The sequence below is a fragment of the Blautia hominis genome (assembly GCA_002270465.1).
Taxonomy (GTDB): domain Bacteria; phylum Bacillota; class Clostridia; order Lachnospirales; family Lachnospiraceae; genus Blautia; species Blautia hominis.
The window spans coordinates 70702-86033 of sequence record NQOF01000007.1; the positions used below are offsets into that span (position 1 = coordinate 70702).

The following is a 15332-nucleotide window of genomic DNA, read 5'->3' on the forward strand; positions in this document are numbered from 1 at the left end:
GCATTGTAAGCGAAACATTTTTCCAAAACATAGCAGCCATCCACTACAACTTCCGATCCGCCAACAACCAGGAAGAGGCATTTCTCTTCCCCGGCCCTCTCCCTGCCTCTTCCGTCCCCCCTTTCATTAATATTTTCAAAAGATGTAAGAACCCCGTTGAAAATTCATAACATATAGTATATGATAAAATTATGAAAACTGCCTGGAGGGATTGTTATGATTCGCAGACCCAATATTTTATACTATAACAATGGGCAGACGGAAAAGGAAAAAGTTTTGGAAAAAGCAGCACGCCGTATGGGATTTGATTTTTCTCCCATTCTCCCACAAAATGTACTGCAGACAGTGGGATATCTGGCAAAAATCAAAGGCTTTCCTCCTCGGAAAATATCCGTGCTGGAAAACCTTCCTTCTATTCCTATGGATGTTATGGTTATGTGTAATTTCACTGACGATAACCTGAACCACCTTCTTCGTATGATGAAGAACGGGGAACTTCCATCCGTTGCCTTAAAAGCAGTCCTCACATCCCAGAACTGCTTCTGGACATTTGCTCATCTTGTAAAAGAGCTGGAGGAAGAACACAGAGATTTTATGGAGAGAGAAGAGGAAAAATAAGGCTGAGGGAACGCAGGTGATGCGTTCCCTCAGCCTTGTTTCATAGCTGTTTATTTCTTTTTCTGTATGGGCAGGGTGACAGATTCAGGGACGTTCTCAAACCGGGCCTGTACGTTTCCGTCCACAGATATTTGAAATCCGGATGGGCTGCCATATCGTTGGCCGTTCTTATCATACTGGATTGACACCAAATGCCCTCCTGCCGGAACATCTGTCAGCTTGAAATAGTTCCAGTCTTCGTCCAACAAAGGAGATATGATCAGTTTTCCCTCTTCATACATATGGATCCCTGCTGTGCCGCTGATGAGCAGGTCACAGAAGGTGGAGTGGTTGTAATCTTTTCCCCGCTCATATCCTCCCGTTTCCTTTGGGAATCCCCGTTCTTTTAAAAAACTGCGTGCTTCCCATTCTCCCGTTTCGGGATGCAGGTTCTCATCTATCCAGCAGATTTTTTGACCATCTTTGTTCAGCCTATAATGAGAATCTGCATACAAGCGGAGTAAATCCGTATATCCTTTTTTTCCGAATCCGGTGTCTCTTCTATTTTCCCTGCACTTTTGCAGGTATTCTGCCGCTGCGGTCAGGGTCTGTGATGTGGAAAAGGGCCAGGAATAGCCATTCCACAGACATGGGTGATTGACCGTTTTTTCTAAGTATCCGGGATAAGGGCTGCAGGTTCTTGGCCCATAGGGCGCATAAAAACATGCACTGTCCAGCAGACAGGAAAAGGACCTCCCCATTTTTTCCGCCTGGGTATTGCCCTCAAACAGATGCGGCAAAGCGAAGTACCAGGGCAGATAACCGCTGATCTCATCCATTTCCGTAAAGCTGCCCAGATCTGGGTCTCTGCTTTCTGCCTGTATTCCTCTGTAAAAATTCAAATCCGGCTGCCAGAGCAATGTCTGTATTCTTCCCCATAGCTGTTCTGCCTCTTCAAGATATTTCTCCTGCGCAAAATGGTCTCCTGTCCATTTTGCCATATGGAAGAGCGCATAGGCCGCTGCTGTCATATAAGAATTTAAGGTAAGACGGAGTCCGCTGCCCCCTGCAGAGAATTCCATACCGTCCCGGTCGTCTGAGGACCAAAACAGGCCGCATTTATGCATGTTTTTCGCTTTCCATTTTTCGTAGCTTTCTTCCATGCTGGGAAACAAGTCTGCCGCCAGGCTGTGATCCCCTGTTGTTCTGCAGAATCTGTAAACTGCGTGAATCAGCCAGTTGCTGTAATCCCGCTCGTATTTGCGGCCGCTTCCTTTGAACCAGTAGATGCAGTAATCCCTCAGATATTTTTCACCGCCCCTGAGCCAGCGCCCTTCCATCAGATGATGGCCTGCTGCGCACGATATGGCGTTATAAGCACCGGACCAGGGGACTTCCGGAAGAAATTCTGTGATGATATATCCCTCTGGGGTTCTTTTTATATGTTTCCGGTAAACCCACCAGCGGAAATAATAGATTTCCTCTATGACCGGATCCGGGCAGTCCAGCAGGGGAATGTGTTCCTCCATCCAGGCTGCGGCATGTGCATTGTCAATCTCCTGTCTGCAGACTTCCTCATCCTGACCAGAAAACTTCCCTGCATAGTATTTTACTTTCCCTTTCAGGTGCATTTATCTGTCCTCGTTTATGTACCATGGAAATTGACTGACTCTCAGCTTTGTGCAGCCATAAGGGATCAGAGCAATCTCTTCCTCCTCACCGTCCGGACGTACGGGACTGGTGGGAAGGGTTCCCGCGCTGTTTGCTTCCAGCTCCCAGGCGTCCAGCCGCCGCCCTTTCGTTTTCAGCTTCACCGGGGGATGCGCTTTTGAAAAAGGTGTTTCCCCCACTGGGTTTATGCTGACTTCAAAAGCGGGATTTTCTTCCAATGCATAATTCCAGGCACTTTCCGGGTAAACCTCATAATCCCTGACTCCGGCTACCTCTTTTACTGTTTTCCATTTTTCTTTCATATCCAGGGCATACACCAGGGGACCTCTTTCCACTGCCATGCTGTTGCGGAACCAATAGGATCTTTCAATGTCCATGGAAAACTCTGCCCGGATCACATCACCTGTCTTAAGCCCTCTGCACACAGGTATTATGACTCCTGTCTTTTCTCTGTGATCCTCTTCTTTTATACAAGTTCCGTTTTTGTATAATTTATAGCTGGTGCACCACTGAGGGATCCTGATACCAAATTCCAGGTTTTCATGGGAGGCTTCCTCCACGTGGTATGTAATTTTATCTTTGAAGGGATATTCGGTCTCCTCCCTGATGCATATCTTTCTTCCCTCCACCTCTGTCTCCAGACTGCAAGGGGCAAATACCATGGAAACCAATCCCAGATCCTCCGCTCTGTACCACAGGCTCTTCACGAACTTCGGCCAGCCCTGATGCATATTTGCTGTGCAGCAGCCAAAATTCGGCTCCAGTCCAAACATATTGGACTCCTCATTGTTATTGAACCAGCATCGTTTTGCCCTGCTGACCAGCACCTGGTTCGCCTGCTGCACATACTGATGGGCCATAAAATCCTCTGTGATGGTGGCAGGCAGTGCATTGTAAGCCAGCCGCTCCATTTGATCCGCAAAGTCCGGAAGTCCGAAGGCTTCCAGCATGGTCTGAAGGCTGAACATGTACTCCACCACGGAGCAGAGTTCCGCGCCCTGGGAAGGGTTATTTCCGCTCAAATGCTCATCCCCATTTACAGCGCCGCTTGCTACCCCGTGATATTTCCGGGCATTCTCTATTCCTGCAAGGGAAATCGCCTCATAATCCCTGTCCTCAAAGAAATAAGACAGCATTGCCGGGTATTTAAATCCCATGGTCACATTTACGATATGATTGGCGTGGTATTTCATGGTGTCATGGTAATCCTCACATGAAAAATGGCTGTACTCCTTATCCCAGTTATAATAATAACCTGCGGGCCTGGTAAATGGAAAATCCTCAAATATATCTGCCCAGTCAAGCGCCTGCTCACGGAGCATCCTCACCAGTGCATGGATGTCAAACGAATCCCCCTCTGTACGGATATGCTCCTTTTCTCCCTGCTCACAATACCACCGGATACAGTACAGCAGATCCCCAATCCTGGCGCTGGACCACTGCTTCATGGGAACTTCCCGGATCCTTTTATACAGGTATTGAAGATATTTGTCAAAAAGCTTCAAAACCCTTCCGTCTCTCTTGATCTCATAATATTGGATCAAGACCTTCAGCATAACAAACCTGGACCAGTAGTCATCCTTGCTGGCTATCGGGCCGAAATTGCCCTCCTCGTCCTGGCTGCCCAGGGTCCATTCCACGAACCTACATGCAGTCTCCCAATGCCGGGTATCATCCAGATAATAGGCCAAAGGAAGCAGGCCGTCCAGATAATAAGGTGCCCTCTCCCAGTTTTCCCCCGTGCCGCCCAGCCATCCGGAATAGCTGCCTACACTGTCCCAGATGTCATACAGAATACCGGTAAGCCCCTGCATCTGTATTTCCAACTGGCGTTTCAGCCATCCCTGGGGTTTTACTTCAGGTATGGTAAAGGTATGTAATCTTTTTTCTGTTTTCTTGCTCATAATCGTTCCTCCAAGGTGCCATTTTATTTTAATGCCCCGCTCAGCATTCCCTTAATAAAATATTTCTGCAGGAATACAAACAGGATCAGGATAGGCAGCAGGCCTATAATGGAGCTGGATGTGAGAAGCCCCCAGTCCGTCCCGTACTGGCCGATCGCCAGGTTGGTAAGTCCCACATTGAACGTTTTGATGGAATTGCTGTTGGCAAATACCAGCGCGATCAAATAGTCGTTCCATGTAGTGTAAGCCGCGTATACGGCAATGGTCGCCACAGACGACCAGGTGAGCGGAAGGCATATTGTGGAAAACACAGAGAAAGCCCCCGCACCGTCCAGTTTGGCGGATTCCAGCAGACTGTCCGGCACCATATCAAAAGCATTTTTCATCATATAAATACAAAACGGTGACTGGAAGGTAGCGTAGATCAGCACCATGCTTGGAATTGTATTCAAAAGATGCAGTTTTGACATAATGGAGTACAGCGGGTTTAACAGCGCCTGAAACGGGATCATAATTGCCGCCAGGATACAGGCCATAAGCAGTCCCTTGCCCTTTAACTGCAGTTTGGAAAACCCATATCCCGCAAGCACACTGACAAAGACTACCAGTAAAATAGTGATTGCCGTAATGATAAAGGAATTCAGCAGATATCCTCTGTACAGACCGTCATCCAGAGTAAAGATCTTTATGTAGTTAGCCAGAGTCGGATGCTTGGGGATCAAGCTGGGCGGTGTCCCGTAAATCTCCGTCTTATCCTTCAGTGAAGTCACAATCGTCCAGTACAGCGGCAGGAAAAAGATGACTGCCAGAACTGTATTCATCCAGGTTTTTTTCGTCACTCTCTTCATACGTCTCCTCTATTTCGTGGGGTCCTGCAGGACCTTATTTTCAAAATAACTCAGGAATCCCAGCACAACCAGCAGGATCATAGTCATAGCAGACCCATATCCCATCTTAAAGTATTTAAATGATGTGTTATATATGTAGTGCACAATGGTGGTTGTATCCTGGGCCGGGCCGCCCTTGGTCATGATCAGGAACTGCTCAAATGCCAGGACAGAACCGATAACGGAAAGGATCAGTGCCAGAGCTGCGTGAGGCTTGATAATCGGCAGTGTGATCCTGAAAAACTGTTTTACTTTATTTGCTCCGTCCACACTTGCAGCTTCATAAATCTGTTCATCCACGGACTGGAAGGCTGCCAGGATGATCAGCATGGAGAATCCCGCCATTTTCCAGGTGACCATGAAGATCACGGCAGGAAGGGATGTCTTTGCGGAATTCATCCAGAGAATGGGGTCCTGTATGATTCCCAGTGTCTGGAGCAGATAGTTCAGCACCCCGTACAGATCATTGTAGATCCAGAGCCATACCATGCTGCAGCAGGTCATGGATATGACCACCGGAGCGAAATAAAGAGAGCGGAACAGATTCACACCTTTAAATGCTCCGTTGATCATAAGCGCAAGGACAAAAGCCAGAATAAACAGGCAGGGGGTTACAAAAACCGCATATTTCATGGTAAAAAGCAGTGAATTCCAAAACTGGGAATCCTGAAACAGCTTTATATAATTATCCAGAAAAACAAACGTTTTTTCCCCCAGCACCGGCCAGTCATAGAATGACATGAGCAGGGACTGGAGAAACGGAAATACAAAAAACATCAGATTCAATATCAATGCCGGGAGTATGAACAAATAGGATACCAGCGATATTTTCTTTTTATGTCCTCTCTTCATCAGATCTCCTTATTAGGGAGGGTGCCTGCCCTCTCAGACAGGCCCTCCTATCCATCACTGCATGATTTTATTGATAGCCTCCGCAGCATCCCCAAATGCCTGTTCCGGTGTCTTTTCTCCGTTCAGACAGGTCTGCATAGCCTCCAGAATGGGCACATACATCTCATCATATTTCAGGGATACCGGAGTATGTCCAACTTCCAGTGCCTCTTTCAGTACCTGATATTCCGGTGTATTGTTAAAATACTCATTGTCAAAGAAATCGCTTCTTGCCGGAAGCAGGCCGCCTTTTGCCAGCTCATCCACCTGCACTTCTTCTGAAAGGCCAAACCGGATGAAATCCCAGGCTGCATCCACATCTTCACACTGGGAGGTGATCCCAATGGAATCTCCGCCGGAGAAAGATGCATATTCCGTACCGTCCGGTCCTTTTGGAAGAAGACAGGCACCCCAGTCCATATCATCGTGCTCACCGCTTATGAAGGAGTAGATAGCCGCGCTTCCCAGCACTACCTGGCTGGCCTTCCCGGTAAGGAATGCATCCTGTGCTTCATTCCAGGAATATGTGGTGACACTTGGAGGCGTGACTTTATAAGTGTTCGTCAAATCGTTGAACATGGAGAGGGCTGCAACCGCATTTTCCGTATCCAGTTCACATGTCTTTCCGTCCTCAGATAATACCTCACCGCCGTTATTCCATACATAGGGCATGAACGTAAACATATGTCCTCCTGCGTCACCTCCCGCATAGACATAGCCGTACCGGTCTGATGTGGTCAGCTTCTGGGAATACGCGATCAGCTCATCCCAGGTCTTGGGCGGGGTTTCCGGGTCCAGTCCTGCCTCCTGGTAATGGTCTTTGTTGTACAGGAGTACAGAGACATCCGGTGCAAACGGCACTGCGTAGGTCTTGCCCTCAAGCTGCCCTGACTTTATCATGCCCTCACTGAAAGTATCCTTATAGTCCAGCGCTTCATACTTGTCAGAAATATCAGCAAAAGCTCCTATGGATGCAAAGTAGGGAACTTTTGTACAGTCCAGGGACACAATGTCCGGCGCCTCGTCAGAGGACAATGCCAGGGAGAGCTGGTCAGCCATCTGGGACGCGGGCTGCTCCACTACCTTGATCTCCACTTTATCGTTCTGTTTATTATATTTCTCTGCTGCGCTCTTTACGGCAGCAACGGTGGAATCACGGGTCCACACAACAATCTCTGTCTTCCCGGATGCTGCTTCCTTGTCCTTTTTTTCTCCCGAACCGCCATCACCGCCGCAGCCCGCCAGCATGGAAACTGCCATAAGCGATGTCATAGAAAGAGCTGCCCATTTTTTCATTTTTCCTGCTTTCATAATTTTCCTCCTGGGATGCAGACCCCTTTTGTCTGCTCCATTATGCATTTTGATATGTTTTACGTTGTATCGGACCGATATCTTGGGTATATTATACAAAAGCTTTTTCTATAAGTAAATTCATATTCTTTACCCAAAATAGTAAAATATTAACAGCATAAAATTGTAATAATTTAACATATTATCTTGTTATTTTTTTCTTTAATCGTTGATTTACAACAAATATTCATTTATAATTATATTAAAATATAAACATATCAGATAGGAGGCCGTCATGGAATATGTGAACTTTTCTACTCCCCCTTACCCCCATTTCATTATTGCCGGGTCTGCGCTCTACCGCCCCGGAGACGCGCACGGCAGAAGAAGCAATATCGGTATCTTTGATCTGATCTTTATTGAATATGGGGAACTTTATATCACCGACGGAGATGCTGCTTATCATCTCCGGGAAAATGAACTGCTTATCTTAAAACCGGATTCCACCCATTACAGCCACAAAAAAGTGGCGGAAAAGACTAAATTTGACTGGCTTCATTTCAGAAGTGTGGGAGATTATCAATACTCCCGGGAATTCCATCTGGTGAAAGAAGAACGGAAATCCCTGAGTATCTATACAGACCGGAAAAGCACGCTTACCCTTCCCTTATATAAAAAAATGACTCCCATGGAAAGCAGTGAATTCACATCCATATTTTCAAAGTTGATCTCAGCCAATATAGACAAATACCAGCAGAAGGAGACCCAGGACCAGGCTCTTTTATCTCCCCTGGAATGCCAGGAGCTTTTCTTCCGGCTTCTGAGCTTTGTGCAGGTTTTCCAGCCCCAGAGAAATTCCTCGGAACTGCTGGCTGCCAATATTATGGAATACATACTGCAAAACTTTCACACACAGCTCACCCTGGAAAGCATTGCCGATTATTTTAACTTCCACCCGGTCCATATCATACGCTGCCTGAAAAGAGAATACGGTATCACCCCAAACAAAGCCATCATACAGATCAGGGTCGACAACGCAAAAAAAATGCTCATAACCTCTAATCTGAGCATCAATAAGATTTCTGAATTTGTGGGTTTTTCCTCCCCCTCTTACTTTAATAAAGTCTTTCGGGAGTATACAAGTATGACCCCCAAAGAATACAGAGCACTAAAAAGGCCCGGAGCATAAACCGGACCTCTTTCCTCTGTGTTTATTCTATTCCGGGCTGCATCTGTACAGCCGTCTCTTTTTTTAACTCCCACTCCAGAAGCAGTAAAAATACAAGTGCTGCCCCGCCGCACAGGGCGCCTATGGCAAATACCACATTGATATCCATACCTGCACCCAGCACGGAATTGGTAACAGCAGGAGCACTGAGTGTTGCCACAATAATGCCGAACATGACATACCCGTAATTTTCCCCGGAATGTTCCATACCAAAAATGGAACTTGCCAGTGAGGGAAAACTGCCCATGATCCCACCGTAGCAGGCATACATGAGTATCACGCACACGGTTGTCACAGGTGCCGGTGCGGTTATCAGAAGTATCATAGCCAGGACAATGGCAGCCAGCACACCTTTCAGGCAGATGGTACGCCCCACTTTATCTGCAGCAGTAGGCAGGAGAAGCCGGGCAGCCGCATTGCAGACAGACCCCGCCATGACAGACGTCACTGCTACAGATGATGCTATCCCTCTGTCCATCTGTACGGTCTGGGACAGGGGGGACAGGATCAGATAGGGAATCAGCCCAAACAGCATGACTGCCAGCAAGTAATAAAATTTCTTTGTCCGCAGCATTTCACCCGAAGTATACTGACGGCCCTTATTGATGGCTGCAGCGGTCTGTTTTTTTCCTCCCGGTCCTATCTTTCTTGTTTCCGGATTCCTGATAAAAACACTTGCCAGAATCCATGCCAGAGTCAGCACGGAACCGATTGCCAGCAGCGTGAATTTGATCCCCTTTTCTGCCAGCATCACCCTGCTTAAGGGTGCCAGAAAAAATCCGCACAGACCGTTTGCCGTCACAATGACTCCTGAGGCAAAACCTGTCCTGTGGGGGAACCATTTCTGGGCAGTGGATATTATTGTTGTATAAATCATTCCCTGTCCGAATCCCTGCATGATCCCATAGGTCAGATACAGCATGACCGGAGACTGCCGCATGGAAAAAGCAGACAGCAGGATACCTGCCGCGAATATCCCGCCTCCCACTGTCACCACAATTTTGGGGTTGGATTTATCCTGTATCCTTCCTCCGATAATATTTCCCGGCACAAATGCCAGAAAACTCAGATAAAATCCCATACTGGCCTGGCTCTGGCTCCAGCCGGTAAGCTCCATGGCATACGGCTGATAGATAGACCAAATATGCGGATACCCTGTAAAAAATATGGCAAAGGCGCCAAATATCAGTATCAGATATTTTGTCTTTGCACCGGTTTTATTCTCTTTCACAATATCTCCCTCACAAACCTCTTCTCTCTTTATGTAAACCACCATTTCCCCGTTACTGTTTTAAAATACCGGACAACAGCTTACACTGCTATCCGGTGCTTTATTTTCTATCAATACATACTTCCCTTACTGTGCCTGCTCCGCCCAACACTGCCGTTGATCTTGTTTTCGGTGATTCATCTCTTCACCTGTAAAGGTGGGAAGATCCTCACTTTATCATGTTGAATACCCGAATGTGATGTTTCACATTCTCATATGTTCCCTGCACCATGGCTTCATTCAAGTCAAAATAATTGTGTTTCCCCTCAGCGGCAATGTACTCTTCCACTTTCTTTGTCAGGCAGTTGAAGCTTGCTGTGGCAATATTCACTTTCTTGATCCCAAGAGAGATGGCCTTCTGGAAATCAGAATCTGTGATGCCGCTGCCGCCATGAAGCACCAGAGGGATATCCACTTTATTGTGAATCTGCTCCAATACATCAAAGGCAAGCTTTGGTGCTGACGGGTAATTTCCGTGTGCATTTCCGATGGCCACCGCGAGGGCGTCGATACCTGTCTGCTCCGCGAATATTTTGGCATCATCCGGGTCTGTGCAGCGGATGCCGTGGTCGCAGCTTCCGTCCTCACTGCCGCCTACCAGGCCAAGCTCTGCCTCCACGGTCGCGCCATATTTTGCAGCCAGCTCCACAACCTTTTTGGTGTTTGCAATATTCTCTTCAAAAGGAAGTGTGGAGGCATCCAGCATCACAGAAGTGAAGCCCAGTTCCAAAGCTCTCTGCACCGTCTCAAAGGTAAGGCCGTGATCCAGATGCACTGCAATATCCACCTTTGCAGATTTGGCTGCCTGCACCATCATGGGTCCCATCAGATCAAGAGGGGAGTGTTTCAGACGGACTTCCGCGATCTGTAAGATGATGGGAGTATCAAGCTCCTCGGCTGCACGGACAGCTCCTTTTACCATTTCCATGTTGCCTACGCTGAACGCGCCGCATCCTCTGTTGTTTTTTGCTGCATTTTCCAGTAATGTTTTCATTTTTACCAGTGCCATAATTTTTTCCTCTCCTTTATATCAATAAATTTATTTCGCAAAACTTTTCGTTCCCATTGCCACAGCCTCTGCTTTCTCCCTTTTCATTTCCCTTTCCAGAAGAAGCAGGAACAGGAAGGAGATTGCCGCGCAGACAGCTCCGATGGCAAATACCACATTGATGTCATATCCCTGTCCGAGAACTGTATTTGTGATCGCAGGGGCGCCCAGTGTGGCAACTGCGATACCCAGCATAACGTATCCATAATTTTCACCGGAATGTGCCATGCCGAAAATGTTGCTTGTCAGTGACGGGAAGCTGCCCATGATACCGCCGTAACATGCATATACCAATACCACGCACACGGTTGTGACGGCTGCCGGAGCTATGACCAGCAGCACCATGGCTGCCGCTGCCACCACCAGAACCACCTTCAGGCATATGATTCTGCCCACTTTATCTGCTGCTGTGGGGAGTGCCAGACGTGTCCCCGCATTGAATACTGAACCTGCCATAACTGCTGCCACTGCCACGGTTGATGCGATTCCCCTGTCCATCTGAACAGTCTGGGAAAGGGGGGATAAAATAAGGTATGGGATCAGGCCGAACAGCATGGTTGCCAGAAGGAAATAAAACTTTTTGGTCTTGATCATTTCCATGGAGGAATACTGTTTTCCCTCATATCTGTGGACTTCATGTTCCCCTGTCTTATGTTCACTATCCGGATTTTTAATAAAAATACTTGCAAATATCCAGGAGATGCCTATCATAGCACCGATCACAAGAAATGTCACTTTAATCCCCTGGCCTGAGAGCAATGCTCTTGAAAATGGTGCCATAAAAAATCCAAACAAGCCGTTGGCTGTCACAATGACGCCTGAAGCGAACCCGGTTCTTCCCGGAAACCATTTCTGTGCAGTGGAGATGATAGTGGTATAGATCATACCCTGTCCAAATCCCTGCAAAATCCCATAGGTAAAATACATCATCATAGGTGACGGGCGAAGTGCCAGCGCACAGAGCAGAACACTCACTGTGAAAATGCCGCCTCCGAAGATCACTGCTATCCTGGGACTGTATTTATCCTGAATACGGCCGCCGAAAATATTACCCAGTACAAATGTGACAAAATACAGATAGAAACACATAGATGCCTGACTCTGGCTCCAGCCGGTCAGCTCCATGGCATATGGCTGGTAGATGGACCAGATATGGGGATACCCTGTAAAAAATACTGCAAAGGCACCAAATATGAGAATCAGGTATTTTGTTTTAGAATTTGCTTTTCCTGTCATAATAGCTTCCCTTCCTCCTTTGATAAACTTTTTATTAAATATTGGTTATCTCTTTGTATTTAAAATAGCATCTTTTGGGTATTTAGTCAATAGATTTTGATTATATTTTACATCTTTTTCATTTATCTCTTCACAACTTACCCAAAATATACTATACTTATATCAGAATCCATTTAAATTAGGTAACTGTTCCGGAATGTAATCTTCATAAGGGGCGGCAGAAAGCAATGATTTAGACTGTTACAGATATCCCACCATTAGAAATCGCTTTGCGATGGGCCGGATGCTTCCTGCACCCACGCATTCATACGGTCCGCGCAGGAAATGCGCAGACCTGATCGAACAATCACTCTGAAAGGACATAATCATGCGCACAAAACGAATTGATTTAATTGAAGCTTTCATCGAACAGGAAAAATCGGTACCCCTGGATACCCTGTGTGAAAAATTTAATGTATCCAAAAATACCATACGAAGGGATATTGACGATCTGGTAAAGAAGGGAACTGTGGAAAAAGTGTACGGAGGTGTGGTCAGCACACAGCAGGCCTCTGACACACGGCTGCTGCCCTATGAACAGCGCCACACGGTTCTGAGTGCTGAGAAGGACGCCATATCAAAAAAAGCCGCATCCTTTGTTGAGAACGGAGATGTGATCTATATTGACACAGGTACCACCTGCCTGAATATGGTGGACTGTTTGTCACACCTGAACTGCACCATCATCACAAACAGCCTGCAGATTTTTATCCGCGCGGTTCCATACCCCAATCTGCAGGTTATCTCCCTGCCCGGCATACTAAACAGGGACACACTCTCCTTTGTGGGAAGCGAGATTCCGGGATATCTGCGCACATTTAATATTACCAAAGCGTTTATGGCATCCACAGGTGTCACCATTGAAAACGGCCTGACCAATGCCTCCGCTGAGGAATATGCCGTAAAAAAAGCAGTCATCCAGAACAGCCGGACACGCTATCTGCTGTCTGACCATACAAAATTCGGAAAATTCGCCCTGATGACTTACTGCCGTTTAAATGAAGTACAGCATGTGATCACAGACCAGGCGCTTACCGTGGAATATGAGGATTACTGCAGAGAATACGGAATTTCTGTCCACCTGGCATGACTCATGGGTACCCCTCCCTCATTCCTGCCATAATATAAAGGGGAAAAACAGCCAAAGGCACCGACTCCATCAGGAAGCGGTACCTTTGGCCGTTTGTAACTGTTCAGCAGATTAACAGTTACGGCTGTTTTCAATATGATCAATTTTCAATTCAGAGGTAACAATTTTTATAAGCCTGTCTTTTCGGCAATGAATTTTCTTGCCTTCACGGCATACTCCAGTGGATTGGCCTTTGCAGGATCCTGCTCTGCCTCCACCAGCATATACCCTTCATATCCTGCCTCTTCCAGCACTTTGAAGATCGGTTCAAAGTCTATGCAGCCGTCACCCGGTACGGTGAAAGCTCCAAGGCGCACGCCTTCCAGGAAGCTTAAATTCTCTTTCTTTACTTTCTCCACCACTTCCGGACGGATATCCTTCAGATGTACGTGTTTGATCCTTCCCACGTATTTCTTCACCATCTCCAGAGGGTCTGCCCCGCAGTAGGTGAAATGGCCCGTATCAAATAAAAGGCTCACATATTCCGGGTCTGTGTTGGCCATCATGCGTTCCACCTCTTCCGGGTCCTGTACCACTGTCCCCATGTGGTGATGGAATGTCAGACTGATCCCATACTCTTCTTTTGCGATCCTGCCAAGCTTGTTCATTCCTGTGCAGAAGGTTTCCCACTCCTCATCATTCATCACGTATTTATGGCCGAAGATAGGGGTGTCCTGCATTCCCTGCACGCTGTGGCTCTGCTCGGACGCGCCGATGATCTTGGAACCCATTGCCTTTAAGAAAGCAAGCTGTGCGCGGAACTCTTTTTCCACCTCCTCAAAAGGCTTTGTGATCAGGAAGGAAGAGAACCACTGGTTGCAGATTTCAATGCCGCGGAGTTCCAGGGCTTTTTTCAGCACTTCCGGGTCTTTCGGATATTTATTTCCCACCTCTGAGCCTGTGAAGCCTGCCAGCGCCATCTCGCTGACACACTGCTCAAAGGTATTTTCTTTTCCCAGGTCGGGAAGGTCATCATTGGTCCATGCGATGGGTGCAATACCTAATTTTACTTTTTCTTTATTAAACATGATCTGCTCTCCTGTCTTTGTCAAAGGGATATTTTCAGCCCGCCCAGCTGTCTTTTGACAGCCGGAGGGAAATCAGCAGTATGCCTGCTCTTAATTACATGATCTCAGAAATCTTAACCGGTCTGTGCTCCTCACAGGATTTCTTTGCAGCCAGTCCCATAAGTACCGGTTTCAGTCCATCCATAACATTCAGAGGCGTTTCTTTGTCATTTACGATGGCATCAATAAATGCTCCGATCTCTTTTCCGTATGCGTCCATGTATCTCTCCAGGAAGAAGAACATCGGCTTCTCTCCTGTCACACCGTCAGCGTTGCTGATCACTGCGGATGACTGGCTGTCATTGCTGACTGCAACCATTCCCTCAGAGCCGAATACTTCTGCTCTCTGGTCATATCCGTAAACAGCCTTTCTGCAGTTGTCAATCACAGCGATAGCGCCGTTTTCCATCTGTAAGGTGATAACTGCCGTATCCACATCCCCTGCTTCTCCGATAGCCGGGTCAACCAGGTTGGCACCCTGCACATAAACCTCTGTGGCATCACAGCCGGCCAGGAAACGTACCATATCGAAATCATGGATGGTCATATCCAGGAACATACCTCCGGAAACTTTTACATAGTCAATGCTGGGCGGCTCCGGATCGCGGGAAGTGATCTTGATGATCTCCGGTTTGCCGACTTTGCCCGCTGCGACAGCCTGCTGAACAGCCTCAAAGTTATGGTCAAATCTTCTGTTAAATCCTACCTGGTATTTCAGGTTGGTTCCTTCCAGAGCTTCGATTACTTCTTTGATCTTATCTACATCATGGTCAATCGGTTTTTCACAGAAAACATGTTTTCCAGCTTTGATTGCCTCCAGGGAGATTGGAGAATGTGTGTCTGTGGAGGAACAGATCAACACAGCGTCAATTTCCGGGTCATTGATGATCTCTTTGTAATCTTTTGTTGTGTGCTCCACACCCATACTTTTAGCCCATGCTGCTGTCTCATCATTTAAGAACGGATCTGCAACTGTTTTGATAACAGCGTCCTTTACTCTTGTGCTGATGCTTGTGATATGTACTCTTCCGATTCTGCCTGCTCCGATAATACCTACTTTTACCATTTTTTTCTT

The 15332-nt window shown here is 47.1% G+C and carries 13 protein-coding genes; 3 read left to right on the forward strand and 10 right to left on the reverse strand.

Annotated elements, in window-relative coordinates:
* Positions 1 to 216: 216 nt before the first annotated feature.
* Positions 217 to 618 carry a DUF3783 domain-containing protein gene (locus CI595_RS20265; protein WP_095175444.1) on the forward strand — a complete coding sequence of 134 codons (402 nt, stop codon included), beginning with the start codon at positions 217 to 219 and terminating at the stop codon, positions 616 to 618.
* Between the two features lie 50 nt (positions 619 to 668).
* On the opposite strand, the gene CI595_RS20270 is transcribed toward CI595_RS20265, so the two are convergent.
* Genes CI595_RS20270 through CI595_RS20290 form a run of 5 tightly spaced genes read right to left on the reverse strand, consistent with a single transcriptional unit; the run spans position 669 to position 7261 of the window.
* A complete protein-coding gene (locus tag CI595_RS20270; protein WP_095175445.1) occupies positions 669 to 2228 on the reverse strand; it encodes an MGH1-like glycoside hydrolase domain-containing protein in 1560 nt (519 codons plus the stop codon).
* A complete protein-coding gene (locus CI595_RS20275; RefSeq protein ID WP_095175446.1) occupies positions 2229 to 4172 on the reverse strand; it encodes a beta-L-arabinofuranosidase domain-containing protein in 1944 nt (647 codons plus the stop codon).
* 23 nt (positions 4173 to 4195) lie between these two features.
* Positions 4196 to 5020 carry a carbohydrate ABC transporter permease gene (locus CI595_RS20280; protein WP_095175447.1) on the reverse strand — a complete coding sequence of 275 codons (825 nt, stop codon included), beginning with the start codon at positions 5018 to 5020 and terminating at the stop codon, positions 4196 to 4198.
* A 9-nt stretch (positions 5021 to 5029) separates the two neighbouring features.
* Positions 5030 to 5911: a carbohydrate ABC transporter permease gene (locus CI595_RS20285; protein ID WP_095175448.1), complete on the reverse strand. Its 882-nt coding sequence runs from the start codon at positions 5909 to 5911 to the stop codon at positions 5030 to 5032.
* Between the two features lie 54 nt (positions 5912 to 5965).
* Positions 5966 to 7261: an ABC transporter substrate-binding protein gene (locus CI595_RS20290; protein WP_095175449.1), complete on the reverse strand. Its 1296-nt coding sequence runs from the start codon at positions 7259 to 7261 to the stop codon at positions 5966 to 5968.
* Positions 7262 to 7535: 274 nt separating this feature from the next.
* Between CI595_RS20290 and CI595_RS20295 the strand changes: the two genes are divergently transcribed.
* On the forward strand, positions 7536 to 8429 hold the full coding sequence (locus CI595_RS20295; RefSeq protein WP_095175450.1) for an AraC family transcriptional regulator: 894 nt from the start codon (positions 7536 to 7538) through the stop codon (positions 8427 to 8429).
* Between the two features lie 22 nt (positions 8430 to 8451).
* Here the strand turns inward: CI595_RS20295 and CI595_RS20300 are convergent, their stop codons facing one another.
* The 3 genes from CI595_RS20300 to CI595_RS20310 all read right to left on the reverse strand — a co-directional run bounded on the left by CI595_RS20300 (position 8452) and on the right by CI595_RS20310 (position 12022).
* Complete coding sequence (locus CI595_RS20300) at positions 8452 to 9699, reverse strand: MFS transporter (protein ID WP_243135223.1); 1248 nt, start codon at positions 9697 to 9699, stop codon at positions 8452 to 8454.
* Between the two features lie 208 nt (positions 9700 to 9907).
* Positions 9908 to 10747 (reverse strand): class II fructose-bisphosphate aldolase, encoded by an 840-nt coding sequence (locus CI595_RS20305; RefSeq protein ID WP_095175452.1) that lies wholly within the window; start codon positions 10745 to 10747, stop codon positions 9908 to 9910.
* 30 nt (positions 10748 to 10777) lie between these two features.
* On the reverse strand, positions 10778 to 12022 hold the full coding sequence (locus CI595_RS20310) for an MFS transporter (protein WP_243135224.1): 1245 nt from the start codon (positions 12020 to 12022) through the stop codon (positions 10778 to 10780).
* Between the two features lie 367 nt (positions 12023 to 12389).
* On the opposite strand from CI595_RS20310, the gene CI595_RS20315 reads away from it, so the two are divergent.
* Complete coding sequence (locus CI595_RS20315) at positions 12390 to 13151, forward strand: DeoR/GlpR family DNA-binding transcription regulator (RefSeq protein ID WP_095175454.1); 762 nt, start codon at positions 12390 to 12392, stop codon at positions 13149 to 13151.
* A 167-nt stretch (positions 13152 to 13318) separates the two neighbouring features.
* On the opposite strand, the gene iolE is transcribed toward CI595_RS20315, so the two are convergent.
* The gene (gene iolE, locus CI595_RS20320; RefSeq protein WP_095175455.1) at positions 13319 to 14218 is read right to left on the reverse strand and encodes a myo-inosose-2 dehydratase; all 900 of its coding nucleotides are present in this window, start codon (positions 14216 to 14218) and stop codon (positions 13319 to 13321) included.
* Between the two features lie 94 nt (positions 14219 to 14312).
* Positions 14313 to 15323, reverse strand: coding sequence for an inositol 2-dehydrogenase (iolG, locus tag CI595_RS20325; RefSeq protein WP_095175456.1), 1011 nt, complete (start codon positions 15321 to 15323; stop codon positions 14313 to 14315).
* Positions 15324 to 15332 lie beyond the last annotated feature (9 nt).

What these genes read in the sequence shown, in the direction of transcription:
- iolE (WP_095175455.1), bottom strand. Translation starts at nt 14,218, where the DNA reads ATGTTTAATAAAGAAAAAGTAAAATTAGGTATTGCACCCATCGCATGG.
- CI595_RS20305 (WP_095175452.1), bottom strand. Translation starts at nt 10,747, where the DNA reads ATGGCACTGGTAAAAATGAAAACATTACTGGAAAATGCAGCAAAAAAC.
- CI595_RS20275 (WP_095175446.1), bottom strand. Translation starts at nt 4,172, where the DNA reads ATGAGCAAGAAAACAGAAAAAAGATTACATACCTTTACCATACCTGAA.
- CI595_RS20270 (WP_095175445.1), bottom strand. Translation starts at nt 2,228, where the DNA reads ATGCACCTGAAAGGGAAAGTAAAATACTATGCAGGGAAGTTTTCTGGT.
- CI595_RS20290 (WP_095175449.1), bottom strand. Translation starts at nt 7,261, where the DNA reads ATGAAAGCAGGAAAAATGAAAAAATGGGCAGCTCTTTCTATGACATCG.
- CI595_RS20295 (WP_095175450.1), top strand. Translation starts at nt 7,536, where the DNA reads ATGGAATATGTGAACTTTTCTACTCCCCCTTACCCCCATTTCATTATT.
- CI595_RS20265 (WP_095175444.1), top strand. Translation starts at nt 217, where the DNA reads ATGATTCGCAGACCCAATATTTTATACTATAACAATGGGCAGACGGAA.
- CI595_RS20280 (WP_095175447.1), bottom strand. Translation starts at nt 5,020, where the DNA reads ATGAAGAGAGTGACGAAAAAAACCTGGATGAATACAGTTCTGGCAGTC.
- CI595_RS20310 (WP_243135224.1), bottom strand. Translation starts at nt 12,022, where the DNA reads ATGACAGGAAAAGCAAATTCTAAAACAAAATACCTGATTCTCATATTT.
- CI595_RS20315 (WP_095175454.1), top strand. Translation starts at nt 12,390, where the DNA reads ATGCGCACAAAACGAATTGATTTAATTGAAGCTTTCATCGAACAGGAA.
- iolG (WP_095175456.1), bottom strand. Translation starts at nt 15,323, where the DNA reads ATGGTAAAAGTAGGTATTATCGGAGCAGGCAGAATCGGAAGAGTACAT.
- CI595_RS20285 (WP_095175448.1), bottom strand. Translation starts at nt 5,911, where the DNA reads ATGAAGAGAGGACATAAAAAGAAAATATCGCTGGTATCCTATTTGTTC.